The sequence below is a fragment of the Sphingopyxis sp. 550A genome, assembly GCF_053569535.1.
The window spans coordinates 2,824,059-2,848,442 of record NZ_CM131615.1; the positions used below are offsets into that span (position 1 = coordinate 2,824,059).

Below are 24,384 nucleotides of genomic sequence, written 5' to 3' on the forward strand. Positions count from 1 at the left end.
CTGTCGGACCCCTTGATTAATTCTTGGCGGCAGGCGCGGCGGCGGGAGCCGCAGCCGGCGCTGCTTCGGGTGCGGTGGCGGCAGGCGCGGGAGCCGGCGCGGCGGTCGTGGTCGCGGGGACCGGACCGGCGGGCGCGGGTGCGGCCGGAGCCGCGGCGGCGGGCGCCGGACCGTCGGGATTGCCGCCCTTCGAGCGGACCCAGGCCTTCCACTTGTCGACCGGCAGGACCTCGACCGCGATCGGCATATAGCCGTGGTCAACGCCGCAAAGCTCCGAGCACTGGCCGTAATAGACGCCGACCTTGGTCGCGGTGAACGTCGTTTCGTTGGCGCGGCCGGGAACCGCGTCCATCTTGGTCCAGAAGGCCGGGACCGCGAAGCTGTGGATCACGTCGGACCCGGTGATGATCAGCTTCACCTGACGCCCGACGGGAACGACCATGCGGTTGTCGACGGCGAGGTGATAGGGTTCGCCGCGCGCCTTCGCCTGATCTTCGGGCAGGATTTTCGAGACATATTCGGCGATGCCCTGGTCGGGGTAGGCATAACCCCAATACCATTGATAGCCGGTGACCTTGATCGTCAGCGCATCCTTCTTCGGCGGCTCATATTGCGCCGCGAGCAGGCGGATCGACGGCACCGCGATCACCGCGAGGATCAGCACGGGAATCGCGGTCCAGATCACTTCGATGAAGGTGTTGTGCGTCGTCTTCGACGGCACCGGGTTCGCGCCGGCACGGTAGCGCGCGATCACCCAGAGCAGCAGGCCGAGCACGAACAGCGTGATCACCGTGATGACGGGCAGCAGGATATAGTGATTGAACGTATAGGCCTGCTCGCCGATCGGGGTAACCTGCGGCTGGAAATTGATGTCGCCGTCGACCGGCTGGCCGATCCCGGCGGTGGGCTTCATGGGCACATAGGTCGCATCGCCGGCAGGCGCGGCCGCCTTGGCGGCGTCGGCCGGTGCGGGCGCCGCGGTGGTCGCCGCCGCATCGGGCGCTGCCGGAGCCGGAGTCGCCGTCGTCGTGGCCACTGGCGCCGCGGCGGGTGCTGCCGCCGGTGCCTGCGCGTGCACGGCGCCCACCGCGCCGAGCGACAAAGCCGCTGCGATTACAAGGGATTTCAAGCTCTTCATAAGGATAGTGCCGCCCGTTGCCTGTTGTTCTTATCGATGCCCCAACCCCTTTGTGCGGACACCGGACATGCGTCACGGCAGCCGTCCCCAAGGCTGAATCTCGCGGGCGCTATAGACCCGCTTGCCGCTTGCCTCAAGCATCTCTAACACTATTTTCCGGCTGGCAAATCTTCGCCACCGAAACCCGCCCCTCGCAGGCGGGTCAACAGGAACAAAAGACCCTTCTCCCATGACCGACGATGAAATCCTGGCCGAGTTCCGCGCCGCCGATGCGCTGTTGCAGGGGCATTTCCTGCTCTCCTCGGGCCGCCACAGCGAATATTATCTGCAGTGCGCGCGCGTCCTGATGGACACCGAGCGCGCCGGGCGGCTCGCCGCCGCACTCGCCGCCAAGCTGCCGCGCGACCTTCGCCAGGCGATCGATCTGGTCGTCTCGCCCGCGATGGGCGGCGTCATCATCGGCCATGAGATGGGCCGCGCGCTCGGCAAGCCCGCGATCTTCGTCGAGCGCCCGACGGGCACCTTCGAACTGCGCCGCGGTTTCGCCATCCCCGCCGGCGCCAAAGTGCTGATGGTCGAGGACGTCGTCACCACCGGCCTCTCGTCGCGCGAAGCGATGGAGGCGGTGCGCGCCGCAGGCGGCGAGATTCTCGCCGAGGCCGCGCTCGTCGATCGCTCGGCGGGAAGCAATATCGACCTCGGCGTTCCCTTCTATCCGCTCGTCGCGATCAATTTCCCGACCTATGCGGCCGACGAACTGCCGCCCGAACTCGCGGGCACGCAGGCGATCAAGCCGGGGAGCCGCGCGAATTGAGCACGCCGCCGTCCAGCCGCCTGCGCCTCGGCGTCAACATCGACCATGTCGCGACGATCCGCAACGCGCGCGGCGGCGACCATCCCGATCCGGTGCGCGCGGCGGAAATCGTCGCGGCGGTCGGCGGCGACGGCATCACCGCGCATCTGCGCGAAGACCGGCGCCACATCCGCGACGACGACCTCGCGCGCATCCAGGCCGCGACCAGCCTGCCGCTGAACCTCGAAATGGCGGCGACCGACGAGATGGTCGCGATCGCGCTCCGCCACGCGCCGCACGCCGCGTGCATCGTCCCCGAAAAGCGCGAGGAGCGCACGACCGAGGGCGGCCTCGACGCCGCGGGGCAGCATAATCATCTCGCGCCGATCGTATCGCGGCTGAACGACGCCGGCATCCGCGTCAGCCTGTTCATCGAACCCGACGCGCGTCAAATCGAAGCGGCGATGCGCCTCAAGGCGCCGGTCGTCGAATTCCACACCGGCCGCTATGCCCATGCCGAGGGTGAGGATCGCGCCGCCGAACTCCGCCGCCTCGCCGACGCCGCGGCGCTGGCATGGAAGAACGGCATCGAACCGCACGCAGGCCACGGGCTGACCTATGAGAATGTCGTCCCGGTCGCCGCGATCCCGCAGCTCGCCGAACTCAACATCGGCCATTATCTGATCGGCGAGGCGATCTTCACCGGCCTCGAAACCGCGGTGCGCCGGATGCGCGAGTTGATGGACGAGGCGCGGGGATGAGCAAAGCAGCGTCAGTTCACAGAATTTGGCGCGAGACCGAGCGCATTGCCAAGATATGCCCGTTTATCATCGCCCTGATCGTTGTTGCGAACCTCTGGCACGACCATCAGCAAGGCCTACCTTTTGACTGGCTGCAGGTCGTCGCAGGCGCTGCAATGATGCTTGCGGTTGGGGCGGTTTATCTCTTTTGCCGCGCAACATTCAAATTCGTGCTGGCCAGGATGCCATCAGGCGAGCACCATATATGATCATCGGCCTCGGCTCCGACCTCTGCAATATCGAGCGCATCCAGGCGTCGCTCGACCGTTTCGGCGAGCGCTTCGAAAAACGCGTCTTCACCGACGTCGAACGCGCGAAGGCAGCGCGGCGGCCGTTCACCCGCGCGGGCACCTACGCCAAGCGCTTCGCCGCCAAGGAGGCTTTCTCCAAGGCGGTCGGCACCGGCTTCAAGCGCGGCGTGTTCATGAAGGACATCGGCGTCGTCAACGCGCCCGCGGGCGCGCCGACGCTGGCGCTCTCCGGCGGCGCGGCGGCGCGGCTCGCGGAGATAATCCCGCCGGGGCATAAAGCGCATATCCACCTGACGCTGACCGACGACCATCCGTGGGCGCAGGCTTTCGTCATCATCGAGGCAATCAAGGACTGAGCATGGCGAAGAACAAGGCGGACAAGGAAGACGGCGGCTGGGGCAAGCTGATCCGCGATATCGTGGTGATCCTGATCCTCGTGCTCGGCATCCATAGTTGCGTCGCCAAACCTTTCTATATCCCGTCCGATTCGATGATGCCGATCCTGCGCAACGGCGACCGGCTGATCGTCAGCAAATATCCCTATGGCTGGTCCTATGCCTCGGCGAGCTTCCACCTCGCGCCGAAAACGCCCGGCCGCTGGTTCGGCAAGTTGCCCGCGCGCGGCGATATCGTCGTGCTCGAACATCCGGTGACGCGCGTCGACTATATCAAGCGCGTGATCGGCCTGCCCGGCGACACGATCGAGCTGCGGGGCGGCGCGCTGATCATCAACGGCAAGCCGATCAAGCGCGAGGTCGAGCCGATGCTCTCGGTCCCGGTCGACGCCAACATGCCCGGCCCCGACAGCAGCCTCGGCCGCTTCCTGACCCGCGACGCCAGCGGCAAGGACGTGCTCGAACTGCCCATCGTGCGCGAAACGCTGCCCGGCGGCGCGACCTTCGACACGATCGACATGGGGCCCGGCTACATGACCGACGATTATGGGCCGATCAAAGTGCCCGCCGGTCACCTGTTCCTGATGGGCGACAACCGCGACGGCAGCGCCGACAGCCGCGTCGCCGTCAGCCAGAAGGGGCTCGGCGGCCCGGTGCCGTTCGATGCGATTGCGGGCCGCGCGGAGATCATCAGCTTTTCGACCGACGGCACCGCTGAATGGTATAATCCGCTGAGCTGGTTCGGCGCGTTGCGCGCAGACCGCGCCGGAACCAACTTGCGCCCCGCGCATGATGGAAATGCGAAATAGGGAGCGACGGCATGGCGACGGCGAAGGGAACGACCAGAAAGACGAGCACGACGCGTGCCAAGGCGTCCACCTCCCCCGCGCCGCGCGCCGACGAGCATGGGGACGAGCATAGGGAAGCCCCCGGCCCCACCGAGATTCGCAGCCAGCTCGTCCGCACCGAGCTTTTGAAAGCCGGCGTCTGGCTCGGTCTCACCTTCGCCATCGGCGTCTGCATCGTGCTGATCCAGCCGATCCTGCTCATCTTCGCGGCGATCGTCGTTGCGGCGATCCTCGACGGCGGCACCCGCCTGATCGGCCGCGTCCTGCCGATCGGCCGCGGCTGGCGGCTGCTGATCGTCTGCCTTTCGCTTGTCGCCTTTCTCGTCTGGACAGTGATGTTCGCGGGCTCGCAGATCGCCGATCAGGCCGCAACGCTGCAAAAGGTCGTGATGGGCCAGGTCGAGCGCATCGCGGCGTGGGCGAGCGCGCACGGCATGGGCGACGTCCAGCTCGACACCAAGACGATCACGGAGAATATCGCGGGCACCGTCGGGCGCGTCACCGCCGCGGTCGGCACGGTGCTCGGCGCGCTGACCAGCCTCGTCATGGTGGTCGTGCTCGGCATCTTCATCGCGATCGAGCCGCGGCTCTATGAACGCGGCGTCGCGTGGATGCTGCCGATGAAGAGCCGCGAGAATTTCTATATCACCACCGCGCGCATGGGCTTCACGCTGCGCCGGCTGATGGCGGGGCGGCTGCTCGGGATGATCGTCGAGGGGATCGGCACCTGGCTCGCCTGCCTCGCGGTCGGCATTCCGATGGCGGCGCTGATGGGACTGCTCACCGGCCTGCTCGCCTTCATCCCCAATATCGGCGCGATCGTCTCGGGCGTGCTGCTGGTGCTCGTCGGTTTTTCGGCCGGGACCGACGCCGGCCTGTGGGCCATCGCCATCTATTTCATCGTCCAGACGGTCGACGGCTATCTGATCGTCCCGATGGTCGCGAAACAGACCGTCGACCTGGCTCCCGCGCTCGTCCTCGGCGCGCAGATATTGTTCGGCGCGCTGCTCGGCATCATGGGGCTGTTCCTCGCCGACCCGATCGTCGCGATGATCAAGGTCGCGCTCGAACGCGAAGCCGAGCGCAACGCAGGGGTGCAGGCGAAAGCGGCGGCTTCCTTAGCCTAAAGCCCGTCGCCCCCGCGATGGGGGACGACGATCAAATTACGGCTGCGGCGCCGGAGCCGGAGCGCCCGGCGCGCCCTGCTGGTGCATCTGCTGTTGCTGCATCATCTGCTGCATCGCGCGAACTTCGGCCTCGGATTTGAAATCGAGCAATTCGACGTCGAAATAAAGCGTGCTGTTGCCGGGGATCGGGCCCTTGGCCTCCGCGCCATAGCCCTTTTTCGGCGGAATGACGATCTTGTACTTTCCGCCCTTCTGCATCTTTTTGAGCGCTTCGCTGAAGCCCTGGACTACGCCGGTCACGGGCATCGGCGCCTGCTCCTGCTGGTCGAAGACCGTCCCGTTGCCGAGGCGGCCGGTATATTTGATAAGTACGATATCGCCGTCGGTCGGGCTCTTGCCCTCGCCGGCCTTCACCACCTCGAACTCGCGCACGACGGTTTGGCACCAGGCGAAGCCAGTGCCCGCGACGAGCAACGCGATGAGGCCGATCCACATCAGCCAGAGGCCGCCCTTGCTCACCGGGCGCAGCGGAACCGTCGTGACGCTCATCTCATTGTCCTTCCCCTGCCCAGCCGGAGATGGTCCGGCAGAGCGAAAATATCGGCGACGCCTATAGGCGGATGCGGGCGGCAGGGTCCAGAGCAATTATCCCCGACCGGCAACCCTGATGTCCGGTTTGGGGTGGCGAGCGGACGTTGAAGGATGGCGCTATTTCCCCCTCCCGCAAGCGGGAGGGGCAGCGAGACTTACGAACTTTGTTCGTTAGTCGCAGCGGGGTGGGCCCTTGCACCGTCGCTGCCCACCCCCAGCCCCTCCCGCTTGCGGGAGGGGAGAAGATAGGCCCGCTTCCGATCGCGACCAGCCCTTTGCCGCCCCCCATCTTCGCACACGAAAAAGGGCGCCGCGTTGCCGCGGCGCCCTTTTCTCGAATCAGGATCCCGAAGGGAAGACGGTCCTACTTGATACCGTCGCGCTCCATCCGCTTGCGCTCCATCTTGCGGGCGCGGCGGACGGCGGCGGCACGCTCGCGGGCGCGCTTTTCGCTGGGCTTTTCGTAGTGACGGCGCAGCTTCATTTCGCGATACACGCCCTCACGCTGCAGCTTCTTCTTGAGCGCGCGAAGGGCCTGGTCGACATTATTGTCGCGAACGATGATCTGCATACGCCGTGTCGTCTCCTGTTCGTCAAAACGATCCGGGCCACCGGATGATCCGGCCCGCCGTAAATCGCCGATATTCGGGCAATAAAAAGAGCGCCGCGAAAGCGCGACGTTCCGATGCAGCGCCAACTAAAGGGATTCGCGCCGAAATGCAAGCCCCCGCGCGGCGAGATGCGGCACGAACGCCGCAGAAGGCCATCGGGCGGGATTGTGCCCCGCCCCACGCCTGTGGCATAAGTAGCAGGACGAAACTAACATCAAAGGGACAGGCCATGGCGACCCAGCTCAAGCGCAACAGCAAATATAGCGAAGCCGAATGGACCGCGCGGCAGGAACTTGCTGCCTGCTACCGCATCTTCGCGATGATGGGCTGGGACGAGATGATCTTCAACCATATCACCGTGAAGGTCCCCGACGAGGAGGGCAGCTACCTCATCAACCCCTATGGCATGCATTTCAGCGAGGTCACCGCATCGAGCCTGATCAAGATCGACATCGACGGCAACAAGGTCGACGAGGATAACCCCTGGCACGTCAACAAGGCCGGCTTCGTCCAGCACAGCCTGTTCCACCGCATCCTGCCCGACGCGCACGCGATCATCCACACCCACACCACCGCGACGACGGCGGTGTGTGCGCTGGAGGGCGGGCTCCAGCCGGTCAATTTCTATGCCTGCAACTTCGCCGGCCAGCTCGCCTATCATGATTTCGAGGGCGTGACGGTGCGCGAGGAGGAGGGCGAGCGGCTGGTCGAGAATCTCGGCAACAAGCGCATCCTGATGCTGAAGAATCATGGCCCTGTTGTCATGGGCAAGACGCTGACCGAAGCCTTCATCAAATATTGGGCGCTGCAGCGCGCCTGCGAAATCCAGCTTGCGACGATGAGCATGGGCAAGCCGATCACCGTCCCCGACGAGGTGATCGCGGTCCACCAGCGCGACCTCTACATGGCCGCCATCCCCGGCCAGGCGGGCAAGCCCGAATTCGACGCGATGGTCCGCAAGGTCGACAAGATCGACACAAGCTGGCGTGACTAATCCACCCGTTCGGCTAAGACCGGCGGCATGACGAAATTCTCGGTCAACGATCGCCCGGTCGAATATCGCATGGACCCCGAAACGCCCCTGCTGTGGGCGCTGCGCGACGCGTCGAACCTGACGGGTACCAAATATGGCTGCGGCACCGGCGAATGCGGCGCCTGCACCGTCGATATCGACGGCGAGGCGATTCGCAGTTGCATGGTCACCATCGCCGAATGCGAAGGCCGCTTCGTCACGACGATCGAGGGGCTGACCCGCGATCGCAGCCATCCGGTGCAGCAAGCGTGGGTCGCCGACCAGGTGCCGCAATGCGGTTTCTGCCAGTCGGGAATGATCATGGCCGCCGCCGCGCTGCTCCGGAAGAACAGCAATCCCAGCGACGCGGAGATCGACGCGGCGATGACCAACATCTGCCGCTGCGGCACCTATCCCCGCATCCGCGGCGCGATCCGCCGCGCCGGCCGCGTGCTGCGCGGCGAGGAACGCATCGCCGCCGCGCCGCCGCCGGGTATTCGCCCCGCCGACGCGGCGCGCGCTGTGCCGGCGCTCAAGGCTCCGCACGAACGCTGATCGTTCATCTAGCTGAACCGCAGGCAACAACCGGGTTCAGCGATGATGCATCTTGCCCCCGGTAAATTTCGATTCATCTTCCCGATCGGCCGGGTGCCGTATGGGACATTGGAGTATCCTCAAGATGAAGAAGATGTTCGGAGGCTTGCTGATCGCCGCGACAATCCTGACCCCCATCGCGCCCGCCGCCGCCCAGGCGAACGGCGAGCGCATCCAGATCGCCCAGCGCGAGCGCGGCGACCGAGGCTCGCGCGGCTCGGAAGGCCGACGCGGCGGCAATTGGAACGGCGGCCAGCGTGCCGAACAACCGCAGCGCCAGTCGCAACCGCAGGCGCGCCCAGTCCAGCAGCGTCCGGTCCAGCAACCGCAGGTTCAGCGCACACCGCGTGGCGACCGCAATGGCTGGAACGGCCAGCGCGGCAACACCGCCCCGCGCCAGTGGCAGGGTCAACGCGGCGACCGTCAACGCGCGCAACAGCCGCCGGTTCAGCGCCCGGCGCCACAGCAGTGGCAAAGCCAGCGCGGCGGCGCCTATGATCGCAACCGCGACGGCCGCGTCGATCGCCAATGGGACCGGAACCGCAATGGTCAGGTCGACCGCCGCTACGACCGCAATCGCAACGGGCAGGTCGATCGTCGCTACGACCGGAACCGCAACGGCCAGCTCGACCGCCGCTGGGATCGCAACAACGACAACCGGATCGATCGCCGCTATCGCGACAGGCGCGCCGACAACAGGAACTGGAACCGTCAGTGGCGGAACGATCGCCGCTACGACTGGCGCAGCTACCGCGACCACAATCGCGGCTATTACCGGATGCCGCGCTATTACAACCCGTATCGCGGACGCAGCTATACACGGTTCAGCATCGGCTTTTCGCTCGGGTCGCTTTTCTATGGGCAGCGCTACTGGATCAACGATCCCTGGTACTATCGCCTGCCCCCGGCCTACGGCGACTATCGCTGGATCCGCTATTATGACGATGCGCTTCTCGTCGACGTCTACAGCGGCCGCGTGGTCGACGTGATCTACGACTTCTTCTGGTAATATCCTTTCGGTTGTCAGAAGAGAAACTGAGGGGGTCGGATTTCCGGCCCCCTCTTTTTATGCGCTTGCCCTCCTTCCTTCCGCGCGTCACGATGCCGGCACGACAGGGGAGAGATCATGCGTAAACTTGGGTTCGCCGCCGCCGCGGCGGTCGCGCTGATGGGTAGCAGCGCCATCGCGAAAACCACGATCGTCTATGCCGGCCACCTCATCACCGACGCCAGCAAGCCCGCCGAGGGGCCGTCGACGGTCACCGTCACCGACGGCCGCATCGTCTCGATCGCGCCTGGCCGCGCCGCGCCGCCCGCAGGTGCCGAGGTCGTCGACCTGGGCAACAAGACGCTGCTTCCCGGCCTGATCGATCTCCACGTCCATCTGACCGGCGATCCCGGCGGCGACTATCGCAGCGAAGCGGTCGATCCCGACGAATGGGGCGTCGTCGTCGGCGCCAAGAATGCGCGCGTCACGCTGCGCGCCGGCTTCACCACGGTGCGCGAGGCGGGGTCGGCGCAATATACCGCCTTCTCGCTCCGCCGCGGCACCGCCGAGGGCTATATCGAGGGGCCGCGTATCATTGCCGCCGGGCCGCCGCTGGCGATCATCGGCGGGCATGGCGACACGACGGGCTTTCGCGAGGACATTCACGCGGTACTCGATCAGGGCTATACCTGCACCGGCGCGGTCGAATGCGCGGAGAAGGTCCGCAAGGCCTCGCGCGCGGGGGCCGACGTCATCAAGATCACCGCAACCGGCGGTGTCCTGTCGCAGCAGGGCCGCGGGCTCGGCGCGCATTTCTCCAATGCGGAGATGGAAAGCATCGCCACCACCGCCCATTCGCTGGGCCTGAAGGTCATGGCGCACGCGCATGGCGCGCGCGGGATCGAATCGGCCGCGACGGCGGGGATCGACAGCATCGAGCACGGCACCTTCGCCGACGAGGCGGCGCTCAAGGTGATGAAGGCGAATGGAACCTATATGGTCCCGACGCTGATGGCGTTCGAGGGCATTCGCGAACGGCTGGGCAAAGGCATCTATACGCCGACGGTCGAGGAAAAGGTACGGATGACGCTGAGCGATGTCGGCAAGGCGATGGCGCGCGCCAAGGAAATGGGGATACCGATCGCCTTCGGCACCGACGCCGGGGTGTTCGAGCATGGCCGCAACGCCGGCGAATTCGCGCTGCTCGTCAAATATGGGCTGACCCCGCGCGAGGCGCTGGCGAGCGCGACCACCATCGCGGCGCGGCTCCTGTCGATGGAGGACGAGATCGGCCGCATCGCGCCCGGCATGTCCGCCGACATGATCGCGGTCGACGGCGATCCGCTGACCGACGTCCGCACCCTCGAATCGGTCGATTGGGTGATGGCGCGCGGCCGGGTCGCGGAGTAACGCGACGTCACGCCGCGCGATAGGCGCGCTGCTTGAATGCCCTCGGCTGCGCCGGGGGTCCGGCGAAGATCGTCATGTCGATCGCTTCGACAAAGCGCACCCCGACGCGATTGCCCGCCGACCAGCGCGCCTCGGCATCGAGCCGGACGTCGGGGGTCAGCTCCAGCGTCAACGGCGTGCCTTCGGGCACGTTCCACAGCCCCTCGATCAGCGCGCCGCGCGACGACAGGTTGCGGACGATGGCTTCGTAGTGGTAGCCGCCGCTTTCCACTTGAATCCTGCGGAAGGTCCGCATCCGGGGTTCGCGCGCGCTTTTGAAGCCGCGCGCGACGACGCGCCCGCCGCCCTCGCGCAGCAGCGCCAGCACCTCGCCCAATTCAATCGGACGCCCATAGATATAGCCCTGGACGTGGCTGCAGCCGAGCGCGCGGACGAGCGCGAGATCGTCGTGCGTCTCCACCCCCTCGGCGGTCGTCTCCATGTCGAGCGCGGTCGCGAGGCCGACGATCGACGAGATGATCGCGGCGTTCATGCTGCTCTTGTCGGCGGCGCCGAGCACGAAGCTCTGGTCGATCTTGATCTTGTCGAACGGCGCCTTCTTCAGATAGCCGAGCGCCGAATAGCCGGTGCCGAAATCATCGAGCGCGAGGCGAACGCCGGTGCGCTTCAATTTCTGGAACATCTCCAGATTTTCCGGGCTTTCGTCGAGGAAGACGCCTTCGGTGATCTCGAGCTCGAGCTGGCCGGGTTCGATCCCTGCCGCCGCGACCGCGTTCAGGATCGTCGCGGGCAGCTTTTCGTTGGCGAACTGGCGCGGCGAGACATTGACCGCGACGCGGTAGCCGGGCCCCAGCCGCGCGATCGTCGCGCAGGCGGTGCGGATGATCCACTCGCCGATCGGGACGATCAGGTTCGATTCCTCGGCGACGGGGATGAATTTCGACGGGCTGACGACCTCGCCGCCCTCGCGCCGCCAGCGGATCAGCGCCTCGAACCCCGTGACATGCTCGCGCTTCACGTCGACGATCGGTTGATAGAGCAAGGTCAACTCGTCCCGGGCGAGCGCGTCGCGCAGCGCATCCTCGATCGCCTTTCGCTCGCTCGCCTGATTGTGCATCGCGTCGGCGTAGAAACGATAGACGCCGCGCCCCGCATCCTTGGCCGCGTAGAGCGCGAGGTCGGCGTTACGGACGAGCGCCGACGAGGACACCCCCTGCCCTTCGGACACCGCGATGCCGATCGACGAGCCGATCCGCACCTGCTCGCCCTCGATCGCGAAGGGCTTGGCGAGGCTGAGGATGATCGCATTGGCGATGCCGGCCAGTTTCTCGGGCTGGACGATCTGCGGCAGCACGATCTGGAACTCGTCGCCGCCGAGCCGCCCCACCTGCCCCTTGTCGCCGACGATCTGGGTCAGGCGCCCCGCGACCTGTTGCAGCAACTGGTCGCCGACCGGATGGCCGAGCGTGTCGTTGACCGCCTTGAAGCGGTCGAGGTCCATCAGCAGCAGCGCGCACGGCTGCGCCTGCCCCATATGGTTGCGAAGCGCGCGTTCGAGCAGGTCGGTGATATGGAGGCGGTTGGCGAGGCCGGTGAGCGTGTCATAGCGGGCAAGCTGGTTGATTTCGCGCTCCGACCGTTTCTTGTCGGTAAGGTCGGTGCCACTGCCGCGAAAGCCCTGGAAATTACCGAGTTCGTTGCTGATCGGGTGGCCCGAGATCGACCACCAGCGTTCCTCGCCCGACACCGCCGCCTGGACGGTGAGTTCGTTGAACGGCGTCCGCGACGACAAGCTGAATCCCAGCGTCCGCTCCTCGCTCTCGTCATTGCCGACGCGCTTGCGGATCAGGTCGGTGAACGGCCGGCCGAAAAGCTCCGATTGCGGGATGCCCAGCTTCGCCGCGACCGGCGGCGAGATATAGACGAGATGGCCATAACGGTCGGTTTCCCAGAACCAGCCACGCCCCGCCCGCTCGAAATCGCGCATCAGCCCAAGCGCGCGCTGCTGCTCGCTGATCGTCCGCCGGCTGGCGTGCGTCGCGCGGCGCTGGTGCCGGACATCCTCGCGCAACATGACGATGAGGAGCCCGAGAAAGACGAGCCCCGCCACCCCGAACGGCCACGACGCGATGCCGATCGCGCCGCCGAGCGCCATCGCTCCGGCAAAGGCGAAAAAGGCCGGACGGACGATCGCCGCGGCGGCGGCGGCGACGAGGATCGAGCCGAGCTTGATGGCCGAAAAGGCATCGAAATAGAGGCGGCCGTCGTGCGCCGCGGTCGCGGCGAACATCGCCGCCGAATGCAGCATCGTTCCGGTGATGAGAAGCGCGAAGCAGGCCCCGACCCCGCGCCGCAGCCAGCGGCCCGAAGGCGGCGGCCGGACTCGCGAAAGCTGGCCGAGAACCGTCAGGACAAGGTCGCAACCAAGGCCGGCGGCCATGACCAGCCACAGCGACGGACGCGCGAGAAAACCCGCAACGCCGGGAAAGAAGGCAAAGGCGAAAAAAGCCAGCACGCGGGCGATGAGGACATAGTGCCAGAGCTGCGCGACACGCATCAGGCGCGCCACGAACTCCGGTGTCGCGAGCAACGATTCCCCTTCGGGCAAATCGCTGGCCGCCGGCCGTACGATGTTGAATCGAACCCCCAAATTCCGCCCATCCCGCTCGTCTGGTCCAACCATCCCTCTGTCCGCAGGCGGGTTACCAAATCCTTACCGCCGACCGCCGATTGCCCCCATTGCTGTGCCATTATGGGTGGCAATAGGGTGTGAGAAGCGCGGCATGATTTTGCGTCCCGGCAAAAGCCGGGGAGCCGATAGGAAAGAAGGCCATGCTGGCCGTTTCATGAGATTCGCGCAGAGGCGCAAAGATCGTAGAGATTTCGGTTCACGCGGAGACGCGGAGACGCGGAGAGACAGCGTTCGCCGCGAAGCGGCCATCCCCTGCAAACGTTGTGAAAAAACGGAGCGCCTGCGCGAAATGGGACCTATCGGCCCAGCCCCTCCGCGTCTCCGCGTCTCCGCGTGAACTATTCTCCTTTCTTCTCTGCGGTCTCCGCGCCTCTGCGCGAATTCTATCCACGCCGGCTTTCCTCCTGAAACGGAGGGGGTTGGGTTTCGGTTCGCAACTTGTTAGGGTGGATCATGTCCGCTGTCCGCCTCCTGCCGCCCAACCGCTTCTTCGATCGCACCGAATGGGCCGCGATCACCGCCCCCTCGCGCTGGCGCGGCGTCTGGCTGGTCGCCCATGCGTGGATCGTCAGCATCGCGGCGGTCGGACTCGCGGCGTGGAGCGGTCATCCGCTCGCCTGGCTGCTCGCGATTATCATCGTCGGCGGGCGCCAGCTCGGCCTGGCGATCCTGATGCACGAGGCTGCGCACGGCCTGCTGCACCCCAACAGAAAAGTGAATAATTTCCTCGGCCAATGGCTGACCGGATCGGCCGCCGGATCGGACCTGATCGCCTATCGCACCTATCATCTGCAGCATCATAAATATACGCAGCAGCCCGAAGACCCCGACCTGTCGCTGTCGAAACCCTTCCCGACCACGCGCGCCAGCCTGGGGCGCAAGATATTGCGCGACCTGTCCGGGCAGACTTTCTTCAAGCAGCGCATGGCGCAGTTCGGATATGCCTTCAAAGGCCTGCAGGCGATGCTGCGCGGCGAGCGGGGCGACAAGAAGGGTGCGAGCACCAAGGCGGGCACGCCGTTCAACAAGCAGTCGGATGACGGCGTGACGTCACCGACGGTCGACGTCGCGGGCGCGATGGCGGTGACCCGCGCGGTCGGGCGCTTTCTGCTGGTGCAGGCCGTGCTGCTCGCGGCGTCGCTGCTGCTCTATGGCTGGACGCCCTGGTTGCTGTGGATCGCGGGGCTCGCGACGACCTTTCAGCTTTTCCTCCGCATCCGCAACATCGCCGAACATGCGTGCACGACCACCGGCAGCGACGATCCCTTCACCCATGCACGCACGACGCACGCGGGCTGGATCGCGCGGGCGACGGTCGCGCCCTATTGGGTGAATTACCACGCCGAGCATCATCTGTTCATGGGCGTCCCCTGCTATCGCCTGCCCGCGGTCCACGCGATGCTCGGCCGGCAGGGTCAGCATGAGGCGATGACGATCGCGCCGCATTATCGCGCGGTGCTGCGGCAGGTGACGGCGAAGGGTTAGGACGGATCGACATTTGGTTCTGGCGGGCTGCAAATGGCGCCTTTCCGCGCTTCCGGTGCTCACGTGCAAGAAGCACGCTGCGCTCCGGGTCACGGAAAACCACCATTTTCGCTCCGCCATCTCCCAAATGTCGATCCGTCCTAGAGCGCGATCCTTCCTGATCGATCGTCATCCCGGCAAAGGCCGGAATGACGAGATAAGGCAGGGTTTCAGTCTAACCCAAGCACCAGCACCCCATCGGCAAGCCATTGGCCGAGCCAGCCGGCAAGCTCCTCCATCGCGGCGGCCTCTCCGACCGCTTCGATGACATGGGCGCTGAGCCCGGTGAAGGTCGCGCCCGCTGCGAGCCGCGCGAGCGCTCCCGCCTCGATTTCGGACAGGCTGCGGAAATGCGGCTGCAGGCCGTTTCGCCAGACGAGCAATGCGACGGGTTCCGTGAGCTCGACCGGCTCGGGCGGTTCCTCCCCGTCATCGAGCGCGCGCCATAGCGCCGCGACGTTGAAGCGCGCCGACAGCAGGCTCGCGGACGGATGGAGCCTCAGCGGCTGATCGAGCCACGTCTCGCCCAGCCCAGCCACGCGGACGGCATCGAGCGCCGGAACATCGGGCGCGTCGAACGCCGCGCGCAGAGCCAAGTCGAGCCGCGCCAATTCGGTAAGTTCGCCGTCGTCCGGAAAATTCTCGGCCAGGAAAGCCGCGAAACCGCCGCCATAATGGCGGAGGTTGCGCGTCGTCGACGGGTGGGCGGCGACATAGGCACACGCCACATTATCGAACTGTTCGTCGCCGAGCCAGGCGTGCAGCCGCTCGTGATGATCGGCGAGCACGCCGGTCAGGCTGGCGCGGTAATTGTTGCGATAGATGGCAAGCCGCTTCGCCGCGCCGACACGCGCGTCGTCGACGATCAGCGCCCCGGCATCCGCATCGTCCTCGACGATCGCCGCGAGAAAGCGCCGCTGAACCTCGCGCAGCGGCTCAGGCATCGACGCCCTCCAGCGCCCGCGCAGCGACCGTCCGCGCGCGGTCCAGCTCGGCGATCACATCAGCGAGCGGCGGAATAGCATCGTCGCGCTCGATCATCGTCGCGACGGGACCAAACATCTCGATCGCCGTCGCGTACAAGTCCCACACCGCATCGCAGACATCAGCATCGTGGGTGTCGATGACATAATCGCCCATGTCGCTGTGCCCCGCGAGATGGATCTGCTGGATGCGGCCAGCGGGCAAGCCGGCCAAATAGTCGAGCGGGTCGAAACCGTGGTTGCGCGCGCTGACATAGATATTGTTGACATCGAGCAGCAGCAGGCAGTCGGCGCGTTCGGCCATATCGGCGAGGAAATCCCACTCGCTGCGATCCGACGAGCGGAAAGTGACGTAGCTCGACGGGTTCTCGATCAGGATGCGGCGGCCGAGAATATCCTGCACCCGGCCGATATTGTCGACGACGCATTGCAGCGTCGGCGCGTCATAGGGGAGCGGCAGCAGATCGTGGCTGTTGTGCGCGTCGATCCCGGTCCAGCAGAGATGGTCCGAAATCCACAGCGGCTCGACCCGTTCCGCCAACGCCTTGAGATCGGCGAGATAGGCCCTGTCCAGCGGCTCGTCCGACCCGATCGACAGTGACACGCCGTGCATCACCATCGGATAGTCGGTGCGGATGCGGTCGAGCATGGCGAGCGGGCGTCCGCCCGGCACCATGTAATTTTCGGAGATGATCTCCAGCCATTCGACCGGCTGCGGTCGCTCAAGAAAATCGGGATAATGGTCGGGGCGCAGGCCGAGACCAAAGCCCGGCGACGGCACTGTCCGGCAATCCTCTGCGCGCACCTTCGCTCTCCGTCGGCGGTTCGGGCCCGGCACCGGCCGGACCCGTCCGTTCGCGCTCAGACCGCGATCTTGCCGCCGTCGGTCAGGCATTTGCCCGCGGCGAGCTTCTTGAAGCCCTTGCCCTTGCAACTGTTCGCGCCCGCGCAGCTATTGCCCGCGGTGCTGCAGCCGGCGTCGCCGCTGCACGAGCTCGCCTCGGTCTTGCAGTCCGAGGTGCCCTTGCAACTGTTGACGCCATAGCATTTGACCGTGTCGCTCGCGCCGACGCGCTTGGCGTGCGGCGCCGGGTCGGCGGCGAGCGCGGCACCCGAAAGCGCGACCGCGGTCGCCGAAGCGGCGATGAGACTGGCGAGTTTGTGGCTGTTCATGTGATCGTCCCTTCCCTTGGCTGTCCAGATAGAAGTGGGGCGACTCGTCGCCCGCTGTTCTTGTCACACGACCCGGCGGCCTTGTCGCATGATCTCGATCACAGGCGAAAGGAAATTCAGGTCCCGGCGCGGAAGCGTCCGGCGGCGCGGTCCTTCACCGTCGTCGCGGGGTCGAAGATCATCCCGTTCATCGCGACATAGACGCCGGGCGGCAGCGTCTGCACCGCGGCGAGCGCGAAGCCGACGTTGAATTCGGCGTCGCTCGCGCGCACCGACGCCGGCTGCATCGCGCCGGTGAGCACGATCGTCTTGCCCGCGATCCCCGCGAGCACGCGCCCGGTGACGACCATCGTGTCGGTGCCGTGGGTGACGAGGATGCGGTCGGCATCGCTCGCGGCGACCGCGGCGCGGATCGTCTCGCGGTCGGCATCGTCGAGCTCGAGGCTGTCCTTGCGCATGAGCTGGGTGACGCGGTGCGGGACGTGGACATTATTCTCGCGCAGCATGTCGGGGATCGCCGCGGGGCCGATCTGAAACTCGCTCAAGGCGTCGAAATAGACTTTGTCTATCGTTCCGCCGGTGGTGAAGATGTCGATCATCAATCTAGCCCCTTCATTCGCAACATGCGTTCCAAGAGCCGATCGCCCTGAGCTTGTCGAAGGGCCGTTCTTTCTTTCGGCGTCGAAAGAAAAAAGAACGGCGCTTCGACAAGCTCAGCACGAACGGATTACAGGATTTCCCTAGTCCAACGCTTCCGCAATCAACCGCCGCGTATTCGCGATGCCGAACAGCGCGATGAAGCTGCCCATACGCGGCCCAGCGCTCGACCCGAGCAGGGTCTCGTAGAGCGCCTTGAACCAGTCGCGAAGGTTTTCAAAGCCATAAGCCTCGTCCTTGCCAATCTCGTAGACGATGTTCTGGATATCGTCGGCGGGCGCATCGGCGGGCAGCGCGGCGAGCCGGTCGTCGAGCGCCTTCAAGGCCGCGCCTTCACCGCCCTGCGGCTTGCGGCGGTTCAGCGTCGGCGCGACGAAATCGCGGTTATAGGCCATCGCGTTGTCGATCAGCCGGTCGAGCTCGGGATACGTCGCGGCATTCGCCCCTTCGACATATTGGCCGAGGTAGCGCCAGATCTGATCCTTCGAGGCATCGGCGCCCATCACCCCGACGAGGTTGAGCAGCAGGCCGAAGGTCACCGGCAGTTCGGCTGCGGGCACATCCTCGCCGCGCGCGACATGGACGTGGTGCACGGGATTGCCGAGCTTCTTGTCGCCGTCCTGCGCCGGATAATTGCCGCGCATCTGAAGATATTCGTCGACCGCCTTCGGGATCACGCCGATATGGAGCTGCTTCGCCGCCTTGGGCTCGCGATAGGCGAAAAAGGCAAGGCTTTCCTCGCTCCCGTAATCGAGCCACTGTTCAAGGCTGAGGCCGTTGCCCTTCGACTTGGAGATCTTCTCGCCCTTTTCGTCGAGAAACATCTCATAGATCAGCCCCTCGGGCTTGCGGCCGCCGAGCGCCTTGGCGATCTTGCCCGACTGGATGCCGCTGTCGGTCAGGTCCTTGCCGTACATCTCGTAGTCGACGCCCAGCGCGACCCAGCGCATCGCCCAGTCGACCTTCCACTGCAGCTTCGCGCCGCCCGAAAGGATGCTGTGCGTGATCGTCTCGCCCTCGTCCTCGAACGAGACGAGCCCGGCGTCCGCGTCGACGACGGTCACCGGCACCTGGAGCACGATGCCCGAATTCGGGCTGACCGGCAGGATCGGCGAATAGGTCGCGGCGCGCTCGGCCCGCAAGGTCGGCAGCATGATGTCGAGAATGTCCTGATTGTGGCGCAGGACATTCTTCAGCGCCTCGTCGAACGCGCCCGACTTGTAGCGCTCGGTCGAGCTCACAAACTCATATTCGAAGCCGAAGCGGTCGAGAAATTCGCGCAGCATCGCATTGTTGTGATGCGCGAAACTCTCATACTTGCCGAACGGATCGGGGATGGCGGTGAGCGACTTGCCGAGATGCTCGCGCAGCATCGCCTGATTGGGCACATTGTCGGGAACCTTGCGCAGCCCGTCCATGTCGTCGCTGAACGCCACCAGCCGCGTCGCGGCGCCGCCGGTCAGCGCCTCATAGGCGCGGCGGACCATCGTCGTGCGCAGCACTTCGTTGAACGTGCCGATGTGCGGCAGGCCCGAGGGGCCGTAGCCGGTCTCGAACAACACGGGTTCGCTGCCCGGCTTGCCATCGGGATAGCGTTTGACCAGCTTGCGCGCTTCCTCGAACGGCCAGGCCTTGGACGTTTGCGCAGGCGCGCGCAGCGAAGGATGCAGGTGCAGGTCAGTCATGGCTGCGCCCATAGCGGCAAGATCGGCCAATTCGAAGGCAAAAGTGCCCACATGGGGCACATCCCGGTTGCGAGATCATCATTACCGGAAAATTTACCATGTCGGGCCTAGCTTCCCCCCATGACGAATTTTCGCGCCCCCACGGCACGCAGCCACAAGCGGACTCCGGTCTCGATCGAGGTCATGGTCAACGGCGTCCTCAACTTCGTCGGCGGCCGCATCGCCGACCTGTCCGAGGGCGGGGCGCGGATCGACGGGGCGAGTATGCCGGCGCGTTCGCGCTGCGAAATCCATTATGCGGGCGAGGTCACCTACGCCGTCGTCATGTGGTCCGAGTTCGACCGCATGGGCGTGCGCTTTCCCTATGAATTGACGCACGGCGCACTTTACAAGGCGCTGGAGGCCGCGCGGCGGAGCGCCGCGACGGAGACGCCGCCGGTGTTTCTGAACCAGCGCGCGCCGGTGTTCGGACGGCGGGGGCTGAACTAAACCCAACCGCCAGACCCAGCTATCGTCATCCCGGCGAAGGCCGGGATCCCGCCGGTGCGTAACAATGCAACGGCGAGATCCCGGCCTTCGCCGGGATGACGGGGTTGGCCTTGCCGCGTTCCTCTTTTGTCCCTAGCGTGGGGCCATGCTCCCCCGCGTCGATCCCCTGGCCCTGCCCGCGCTCCATGCGAGCCATGTCGGCATCTGGATCGCCGATGCGGGCGGGCGCGTGCAGCGGGTCGGCCGCGGCGAGGCGATCGCCGCTGTTGCCGCGACACCGCACCTGCTGCTCGGCGCCACGCTGACCGGCGACCGGCTCGGCTATCCCGAATTGTCGGGGCTCGACCTGCTCGAGCTGTTCGCCTTCCTCTATCCCGCGCGCTTCGCGGTCCCGACCCCTGCGGGAATTGCCGCCGCGCTCGGCCTGACGCCCCCCACGCGCGAGGATGACATTGCCGTCTTTCTGCCGCAGGCGGCGGCGGCGATGCTCGCGAGCCTCGACGACCCGGACTGGCCCGAGCGCGAGGGGGCGTGGCACGCGCTGCAGGCGCTCGGCCGCCAGCGCTGGCCATGGGCCCCGCTGCTGCAATCGCGGCTCGATCCGCCGGGCAAGGCCGATCGCTGGCTGTTCGCGCGCCTGCCCGAATGGGAGGAAGCGCCGCCGCGCGCGCAGCCAAGGCAGGTGACGGTAAATCCCGACGACGTGACGGCGCGGTTGGACCGGCTGACCGGCGACGGCGCCGAGCGGCGCGCGGGGCAGCAGGATTATGCCCGCGCCGCCGCCGCGATCTTCGGCCCGCGCGCGCGCAAGGACGCGCCCGAAATGCTGGTCGCCGAGGCAGGGACCGGGATCGGCAAGACGCTCGGCTATCTCGCTCCCGCGAAACAATGGATCGACCAGTCAGCGGGCGCGGTCTGCATCTCGACCTTCACCAAGGCGCTGCAACGCCAGCTTTCGCGCGAGACCGAGAAGCTCTACCCCGACGCCGCGACGCATCGCGAGAAGGTCGTCGTGCGCAAGGGGCGCGAGAATTATCTCTGCCTGCTCAATCTGGAGGATGCGCTGCAGGGCGGCTTCTCGGGGCGCGCGGCGATTCTGGCGCAACTCGTCGCGCGCTGGGCCGCCTATACGCGCGACGGCGACATGGTCGGCGGCGACCTGCCCGGCTGGCTCCCGGCGCTGTTCCGCCGCAACGGCACGACGGCGTTGACCGACCGGCGCGGCGAGTGCATCTATGCCGGCTGCCCGCATTTCCGCAAATGCTTCATCGAACGCTCGGCGCGCGCGGCAACGCAGGCCGACATCGTCATCGCCAACCACGCGCTGACGATGGTGCAGGCCGCCCGCCCACGCGATGGGGGCGCGCCCGCGACGCGGCTGATCTTCGACGAAGGGCATCATCTGTGGGACGCCGCCGATTCGATGTTCGCCGCCGCGCTGACCGGACAGGAAGCGGTCGAGATCCGCCGCTGGGTTCTCGGCCCCGAAGGCAAGTCGCGCGGGCGGCGGCGCGGGCTCGCGGCGCGGCTCGCCGATGTCGCAAGCTATGACGAGGCGGGCGAGCGCGCGATCCAGGCGGCGATCGCCGCGGCGGGCGAACTGCCCGGCGAAGGCTGGCTCGGCCGGATCGCCGAGAAGGAACCATGGGGCGCGATCGAGCGGCTGCTCGTCGCGGTGCGCGGGCAGGTCTATGCGCGCAGCGTCGACACGCGCACCGCCGACGCGGGCTATGGCCTGGAGACCGAACTTGCCGACCCCGATCCCGAACTGGTCGCGGCGGCGGCGGGAGCGAGCGACGCGGTCGAGGCGCTGCTGCGGCCGCTGCTGGCGCTCGGCAAACGGCTCGACGCGCTGGTCGAGGACCCGCCCGACTGGCTCGACGGCCAGGCGCGGGCGCGAGTCGACGGCGCGCGGGCGAGCCTCGGCACGCGGATCGACACGCTGGGCGGCTGGCTATCGCTGCTCGGGCGCGTCGGCGGCCCCGCCGATCCCGATTTCGTCGACTGGCTCGCGGTCGACCGCTACGACGGGCGCGAGTTCGATCTGGGGCTCCACCGCCACTGGCTCGACCCCGCGCGTCCGGTCGCGGAGGTCGTCTACCGCCCGGCGCAAGGCGTACTCGTGACCTCCGCGACGCTGCGCGGTGGTGGGCGCAGTGGATCGGGCTGGACCGACGCCGACATCCGCACCGGCGCGCGCCATATCGACGGCGGGGTGCGGCATTTCGCGGTGCCGAGCCCGTTCGATTATGCACGCCAGTCCGAAGTGCTGATCGTCACCGACATCGCGCGCGGCGACCTTCCCGCGCTCGCGGGCGCCTACAGCCGGCTGATCGAGGCATCGGGGGGCGGCGCGCTGGGGCTGTTCAGCGCGATCCGGCGGCTGCGCATCGTCCATGCGCGCATCGCCGACCGGCTCGCGCGCGCCGGGCTGCCGCTCTATGCCCAGCATGTCGATCCGCTCGACACCGGAACGCTCGTCGACATCTTCCGCGCCGACCCGCACGCCTCGCTGCTCGGCACCGATGCGCTGCGCGACGGTGTCGACGTGCCGGGCGATTCGCTGCGGCTCGTGATCATGGAGGGGGTGCCTTGGCCGCGCCCGACGATCCTGCACGCGGCGCGGCGCGCGGCGCAGGGCGGCAGCGCCTATGACGACAGCGTCATCCGCGCGCGCATCGGCCAGGCCTTTGGCCGCCTGATCCGCCGCGCCGACGATTTCGGCCAGTTCGTGATGCTGTCGCCGAGTTTCCCGTCGCGGTTGCTGAGCGCCTTTCCCGAGGGGACGCCGATCCGCCGCCTGCCGCTCGACGAGGCGGTGAACCATGTCGCGGCCGCCAATGTGCAGCAGCGAAAAAGCGCATATCCTGCCTTTTCACCGTCATGAGTTTGCGGCAGAAGGCCCGGAACGAGGGGACAGGCGGGGAGCGATCTTGAAGAGTTTGACCATCCTGCGGCACGCGAAATCGGGTTGGGACGTGGCTGTAGAGCGCGATTTCGACCGGCCGATCAACGCGCGCGGGCGGCGCGGCGCCGAACTGATCGGCCAATATGTGAAGCGGCACGCGATGCCGGTCGACCGTATCGTCGCCTCGCCCGCGGTGCGCGTCACCGAAACGCTCGACATCTTCCAGCCCGCCGCGGGCCTCGACGCGATCGAGCCGGTCTGGGACCGGCGTATCTATCTCGCCTCGGCGGCGACGCTGATCGACGTGCTGCGCGACACCGGCAAGGACGCCAAACATCTGCTGATTTCGGGGCATAATCCGGGGCTGGAGGATCTGGCGCTGATGCTCGCGCCCGAAGAGGGCGGCGGGAACTTGCGCGCCGCGGTCGAGGAAAAGCTGCCGACCTCGGCGCTCGTCCGGCTCGAGCTCGACATCGCCGACTGGCAGGACCTCGACGTCAATCAGGCGCGGATCACCGCCTTCGTCCGCCCGCGCGACCTCGACCCGGCGCTCGCGCCGGCGATGGATGATGATTGACGGGAACATTGGCCTTGGGGTGGGGAGCGGACGTAAGGAAAGGCAGCTACCCCTACTAATACATCCTATTAAAAGACTATCAGAGAAGCCAACGCTTCGGCAATAATCATCACCTGTTGGCTATCATTGCGACTATGCCCACAGCGAAAAACGTTACGCCAATCCAGATAGTTCCAACTGTATAGTAAGCAAGAATAAAAATTATAATCAGTATAAGAATTTTAATAGAGTTTGGGACTGAACTAAACTTCACGATTTATCTTCACCCCATAATCGCCGGCTACCGTCTGCCTCATCAGCACTTACGCGAAGGCCCACACCCGTTGCGCGGGTCTCTGAATTTTAGAGATAATTCCAGCGTCCGCAATCGGTCACTAGCCGACCTTCTCAGCCCAATGCCGCCGCAAGCCGCTGGCGCAGCGCAACCAGCGCCTCCACCGAGACCCCATGCGATGCGGCGACCGGCGTTGCAGCCGGAGGCGCCGACGGCTCAGCCGAGACCGTGCCATTGGCCTGCGACAAGGCCTTGCGCGCGCCTTCGACCGTGAAGCCCTTCACATGCAGCAGATGGTGGATGCGTTCGGCCAGCGCGACGTCCTCGGCGCGGTAATAGCGCCGCCGCCCCGACCGCTGGAGCGGGCGGAGCTGCGGAAAGCGCGTTTCCCAATAACGCAGGACATGCGTCGGCACGCCGATGCGATCGGCGAGTTCGCCGATCGCGAGCATCGCGCTCGCCGCCTTGCCCCTGTCCGCGCTTCCACCCGCGCCATGGTCGGAATCAGCCATGCGCCATACCCAGGCTATTTACCGGCGACGCGAGCACGCATCGACTGGCTGGCGCGAAAGGTCATCACCCGGCGCGGCAGGATCGGCACTTCGATCCCGGTCTTGGGATTGCGGCCGATCCGCTGCGCCTTGTCGCGCAGCACGAAGGTGCCGAAGCCCGAAATCTTCACATTCTGCCCATTGGCGAGCGCGTCCGACATATGGTCCAATATCGATTCGACGATCGTCGCCGATTCATTGCGCGACAGGCCGATCTGCTGGTTGATCTTCGCCGCGATATCGGCGCGCGTAAGCGTCCCTGACGTCATCTTCTTCCCTTCCCCTCCTGAAGCGGATGCAACCCAAAGGTTCC

25 protein-coding genes are annotated in these 24,384 nt (G+C 66.3%); 14 read left to right on the plus strand and 11 right to left on the minus strand.

Annotated features, from left to right (window positions below):
• Positions 1-16: 16 nt before the first annotated feature.
• Positions 17-1,138 carry a cytochrome c oxidase subunit II gene (coxB, locus tag ACVENA_RS13600; protein WP_449325796.1) on the minus strand — a complete coding sequence of 374 codons (1,122 nt, stop codon included), beginning with the start codon at positions 1,136-1,138 and terminating at the stop codon, positions 17-19.
• A 229-nt stretch (positions 1,139-1,367) separates the two neighbouring features.
• Here coxB and pyrE point away from each other — a divergent pair, with 229 nt between their 5' ends.
• From pyrE to ACVENA_RS13630, 6 genes are read left to right on the plus strand one after another with little or no spacing between them, the layout of a single operon-like run.
• Positions 1,368-1,952, plus strand: a complete 585-nt coding sequence (gene pyrE, locus ACVENA_RS13605) for an orotate phosphoribosyltransferase (RefSeq protein WP_449325797.1) — start codon at positions 1,368-1,370, stop codon at positions 1,950-1,952.
• Complete coding sequence (locus ACVENA_RS13610) at positions 1,949-2,692, plus strand: pyridoxine 5'-phosphate synthase (protein WP_449325798.1); 744 nt, start codon at positions 1,949-1,951, stop codon at positions 2,690-2,692. The genes pyrE and ACVENA_RS13610 overlap by 4 nt, the downstream gene beginning before the upstream one ends.
• Entirely contained in the window at positions 2,689-2,940 is a 252-nt protein-coding gene (locus tag ACVENA_RS13615; RefSeq protein ID WP_449325799.1) for a hypothetical protein, read from the plus strand. Before ACVENA_RS13610 ends, ACVENA_RS13615 begins: the two co-directional genes overlap by 4 nt.
• A complete protein-coding gene (gene acpS, locus ACVENA_RS13620; protein WP_449325800.1) occupies positions 2,937-3,338 on the plus strand; it encodes a holo-ACP synthase in 402 nt (133 codons plus the stop codon). The genes ACVENA_RS13615 and acpS overlap by 4 nt, the downstream gene beginning before the upstream one ends.
• 2 nt (positions 3,339-3,340) lie before the next feature.
• Positions 3,341-4,186 carry a signal peptidase I gene (gene lepB / locus ACVENA_RS13625; RefSeq protein WP_449325801.1) on the plus strand — a complete coding sequence of 282 codons (846 nt, stop codon included), beginning with the start codon at positions 3,341-3,343 and terminating at the stop codon, positions 4,184-4,186.
• 11 nt (positions 4,187-4,197) lie between these two features.
• The gene (locus ACVENA_RS13630; RefSeq protein ID WP_257543771.1) at positions 4,198-5,352 is read left to right on the plus strand and encodes an AI-2E family transporter; all 1,155 of its coding nucleotides are present in this window, start codon (positions 4,198-4,200) and stop codon (positions 5,350-5,352) included.
• 36 nt (positions 5,353-5,388) lie between these two features.
• Here the strand turns inward: ACVENA_RS13630 and ACVENA_RS13635 are convergent, their stop codons facing one another.
• Entirely contained in the window at positions 5,389-5,901 is a 513-nt protein-coding gene (locus tag ACVENA_RS13635; protein ID WP_257543773.1) for an FKBP-type peptidyl-prolyl cis-trans isomerase, read from the minus strand.
• Positions 5,902-6,307: 406 nt separating this feature from the next.
• The gene (gene rpsU / locus ACVENA_RS13640; RefSeq protein WP_003047635.1) at positions 6,308-6,514 is read right to left on the minus strand and encodes a 30S ribosomal protein S21; all 207 of its coding nucleotides are present in this window, start codon (positions 6,512-6,514) and stop codon (positions 6,308-6,310) included.
• A 269-nt stretch (positions 6,515-6,783) separates the two neighbouring features.
• Between rpsU and ACVENA_RS13645 the strand changes: the two genes are divergently transcribed.
• From ACVENA_RS13645 to ACVENA_RS13660, 4 genes are all read left to right on the plus strand, one after another.
• Positions 6,784-7,548 (plus strand): class II aldolase/adducin family protein, encoded by a 765-nt coding sequence (locus tag ACVENA_RS13645; protein ID WP_257543775.1) that lies wholly within the window; start codon positions 6,784-6,786, stop codon positions 7,546-7,548.
• A 27-nt stretch (positions 7,549-7,575) separates the two neighbouring features.
• The gene (locus tag ACVENA_RS13650; protein WP_105998231.1) at positions 7,576-8,121 is read left to right on the plus strand and encodes a (2Fe-2S)-binding protein; all 546 of its coding nucleotides are present in this window, start codon (positions 7,576-7,578) and stop codon (positions 8,119-8,121) included.
• A 124-nt stretch (positions 8,122-8,245) separates the two neighbouring features.
• On the plus strand, positions 8,246-9,169 hold the full coding sequence (locus ACVENA_RS13655; RefSeq protein WP_257543779.1) for an RcnB family protein: 924 nt from the start codon (positions 8,246-8,248) through the stop codon (positions 9,167-9,169).
• Between the two features lie 117 nt (positions 9,170-9,286).
• The gene (locus tag ACVENA_RS13660; protein ID WP_257543781.1) at positions 9,287-10,558 is read left to right on the plus strand and encodes a metal-dependent hydrolase family protein; all 1,272 of its coding nucleotides are present in this window, start codon (positions 9,287-9,289) and stop codon (positions 10,556-10,558) included.
• A 7-nt stretch (positions 10,559-10,565) separates the two neighbouring features.
• Here the strand turns inward: ACVENA_RS13660 and ACVENA_RS13665 are convergent, their stop codons facing one another.
• Positions 10,566-13,148: an EAL domain-containing protein gene (locus ACVENA_RS13665; protein WP_449325802.1), complete on the minus strand. Its 2,583-nt coding sequence runs from the start codon at positions 13,146-13,148 to the stop codon at positions 10,566-10,568.
• Positions 13,149-13,703: 555 nt separating this feature from the next.
• Between ACVENA_RS13665 and ACVENA_RS13670 the strand changes: the two genes are divergently transcribed.
• A complete protein-coding gene (locus tag ACVENA_RS13670; protein WP_449325803.1) occupies positions 13,704-14,735 on the plus strand; it encodes a fatty acid desaturase family protein in 1,032 nt (343 codons plus the stop codon).
• A 209-nt stretch (positions 14,736-14,944) separates the two neighbouring features.
• Here the strand turns inward: ACVENA_RS13670 and ACVENA_RS13675 are convergent, their stop codons facing one another.
• The 5 genes from ACVENA_RS13675 to ACVENA_RS13695 form a co-directional block, all read right to left on the minus strand.
• Positions 14,945-15,718: an HvfC/BufC N-terminal domain-containing protein gene (locus ACVENA_RS13675; RefSeq protein ID WP_449325804.1), complete on the minus strand. Its 774-nt coding sequence runs from the start codon at positions 15,716-15,718 to the stop codon at positions 14,945-14,947.
• Complete coding sequence (bufB, locus tag ACVENA_RS13680) at positions 15,711-16,562, minus strand: MNIO family bufferin maturase (RefSeq protein WP_449325805.1); 852 nt, start codon at positions 16,560-16,562, stop codon at positions 15,711-15,713. Before bufB ends, ACVENA_RS13675 begins: the two co-directional genes overlap by 8 nt.
• A 56-nt stretch (positions 16,563-16,618) precedes the next feature.
• Positions 16,619-16,930, minus strand: coding sequence for a hypothetical protein (locus ACVENA_RS13685; protein ID WP_257543793.1), 312 nt, complete (start codon positions 16,928-16,930; stop codon positions 16,619-16,621).
• A 116-nt stretch (positions 16,931-17,046) separates the two neighbouring features.
• Positions 17,047-17,529, minus strand: a complete 483-nt coding sequence (locus tag ACVENA_RS13690) for an asparaginase domain-containing protein (protein WP_449325806.1) — start codon at positions 17,527-17,529, stop codon at positions 17,047-17,049.
• Between the two features lie 141 nt (positions 17,530-17,670).
• Positions 17,671-19,272, minus strand: coding sequence for a lysine--tRNA ligase (locus ACVENA_RS13695; RefSeq protein ID WP_449325807.1), 1,602 nt, complete (start codon positions 19,270-19,272; stop codon positions 17,671-17,673).
• 120 nt (positions 19,273-19,392) lie between these two features.
• Between ACVENA_RS13695 and ACVENA_RS13700 the strand changes: the two genes are divergently transcribed.
• The 3 genes from ACVENA_RS13700 to ACVENA_RS13710 all read left to right on the plus strand — a co-directional run bounded on the left by ACVENA_RS13700 (position 19,393) and on the right by ACVENA_RS13710 (position 23,246).
• A complete protein-coding gene (locus tag ACVENA_RS13700; RefSeq protein WP_449325808.1) occupies positions 19,393-19,761 on the plus strand; it encodes a PilZ domain-containing protein in 369 nt (122 codons plus the stop codon).
• 145 nt (positions 19,762-19,906) lie between these two features.
• Entirely contained in the window at positions 19,907-22,648 is a 2,742-nt protein-coding gene (locus ACVENA_RS13705) for an ATP-dependent DNA helicase (RefSeq protein ID WP_449325809.1), read from the plus strand.
• A gap of 46 nt (positions 22,649-22,694) precedes the next feature.
• Positions 22,695-23,246: a SixA phosphatase family protein gene (locus tag ACVENA_RS13710; RefSeq protein ID WP_449325810.1), complete on the plus strand. Its 552-nt coding sequence runs from the start codon at positions 22,695-22,697 to the stop codon at positions 23,244-23,246.
• 387 nt (positions 23,247-23,633) lie between these two features.
• Here the strand turns inward: ACVENA_RS13710 and ACVENA_RS13715 are convergent, their stop codons facing one another.
• Together ACVENA_RS13715 and ACVENA_RS13720 are read right to left on the minus strand one after the other, a co-directional pair.
• The gene (locus ACVENA_RS13715; protein ID WP_449325811.1) at positions 23,634-24,032 is read right to left on the minus strand and encodes a MerR family transcriptional regulator; all 399 of its coding nucleotides are present in this window, start codon (positions 24,030-24,032) and stop codon (positions 23,634-23,636) included.
• A gap of 14 nt (positions 24,033-24,046) precedes the next feature.
• Positions 24,047-24,340, minus strand: a complete 294-nt coding sequence (locus ACVENA_RS13720) for an integration host factor subunit alpha (RefSeq protein ID WP_257543808.1) — start codon at positions 24,338-24,340, stop codon at positions 24,047-24,049.
• Between the last annotated feature and the right edge of the window lie 44 nt (positions 24,341-24,384).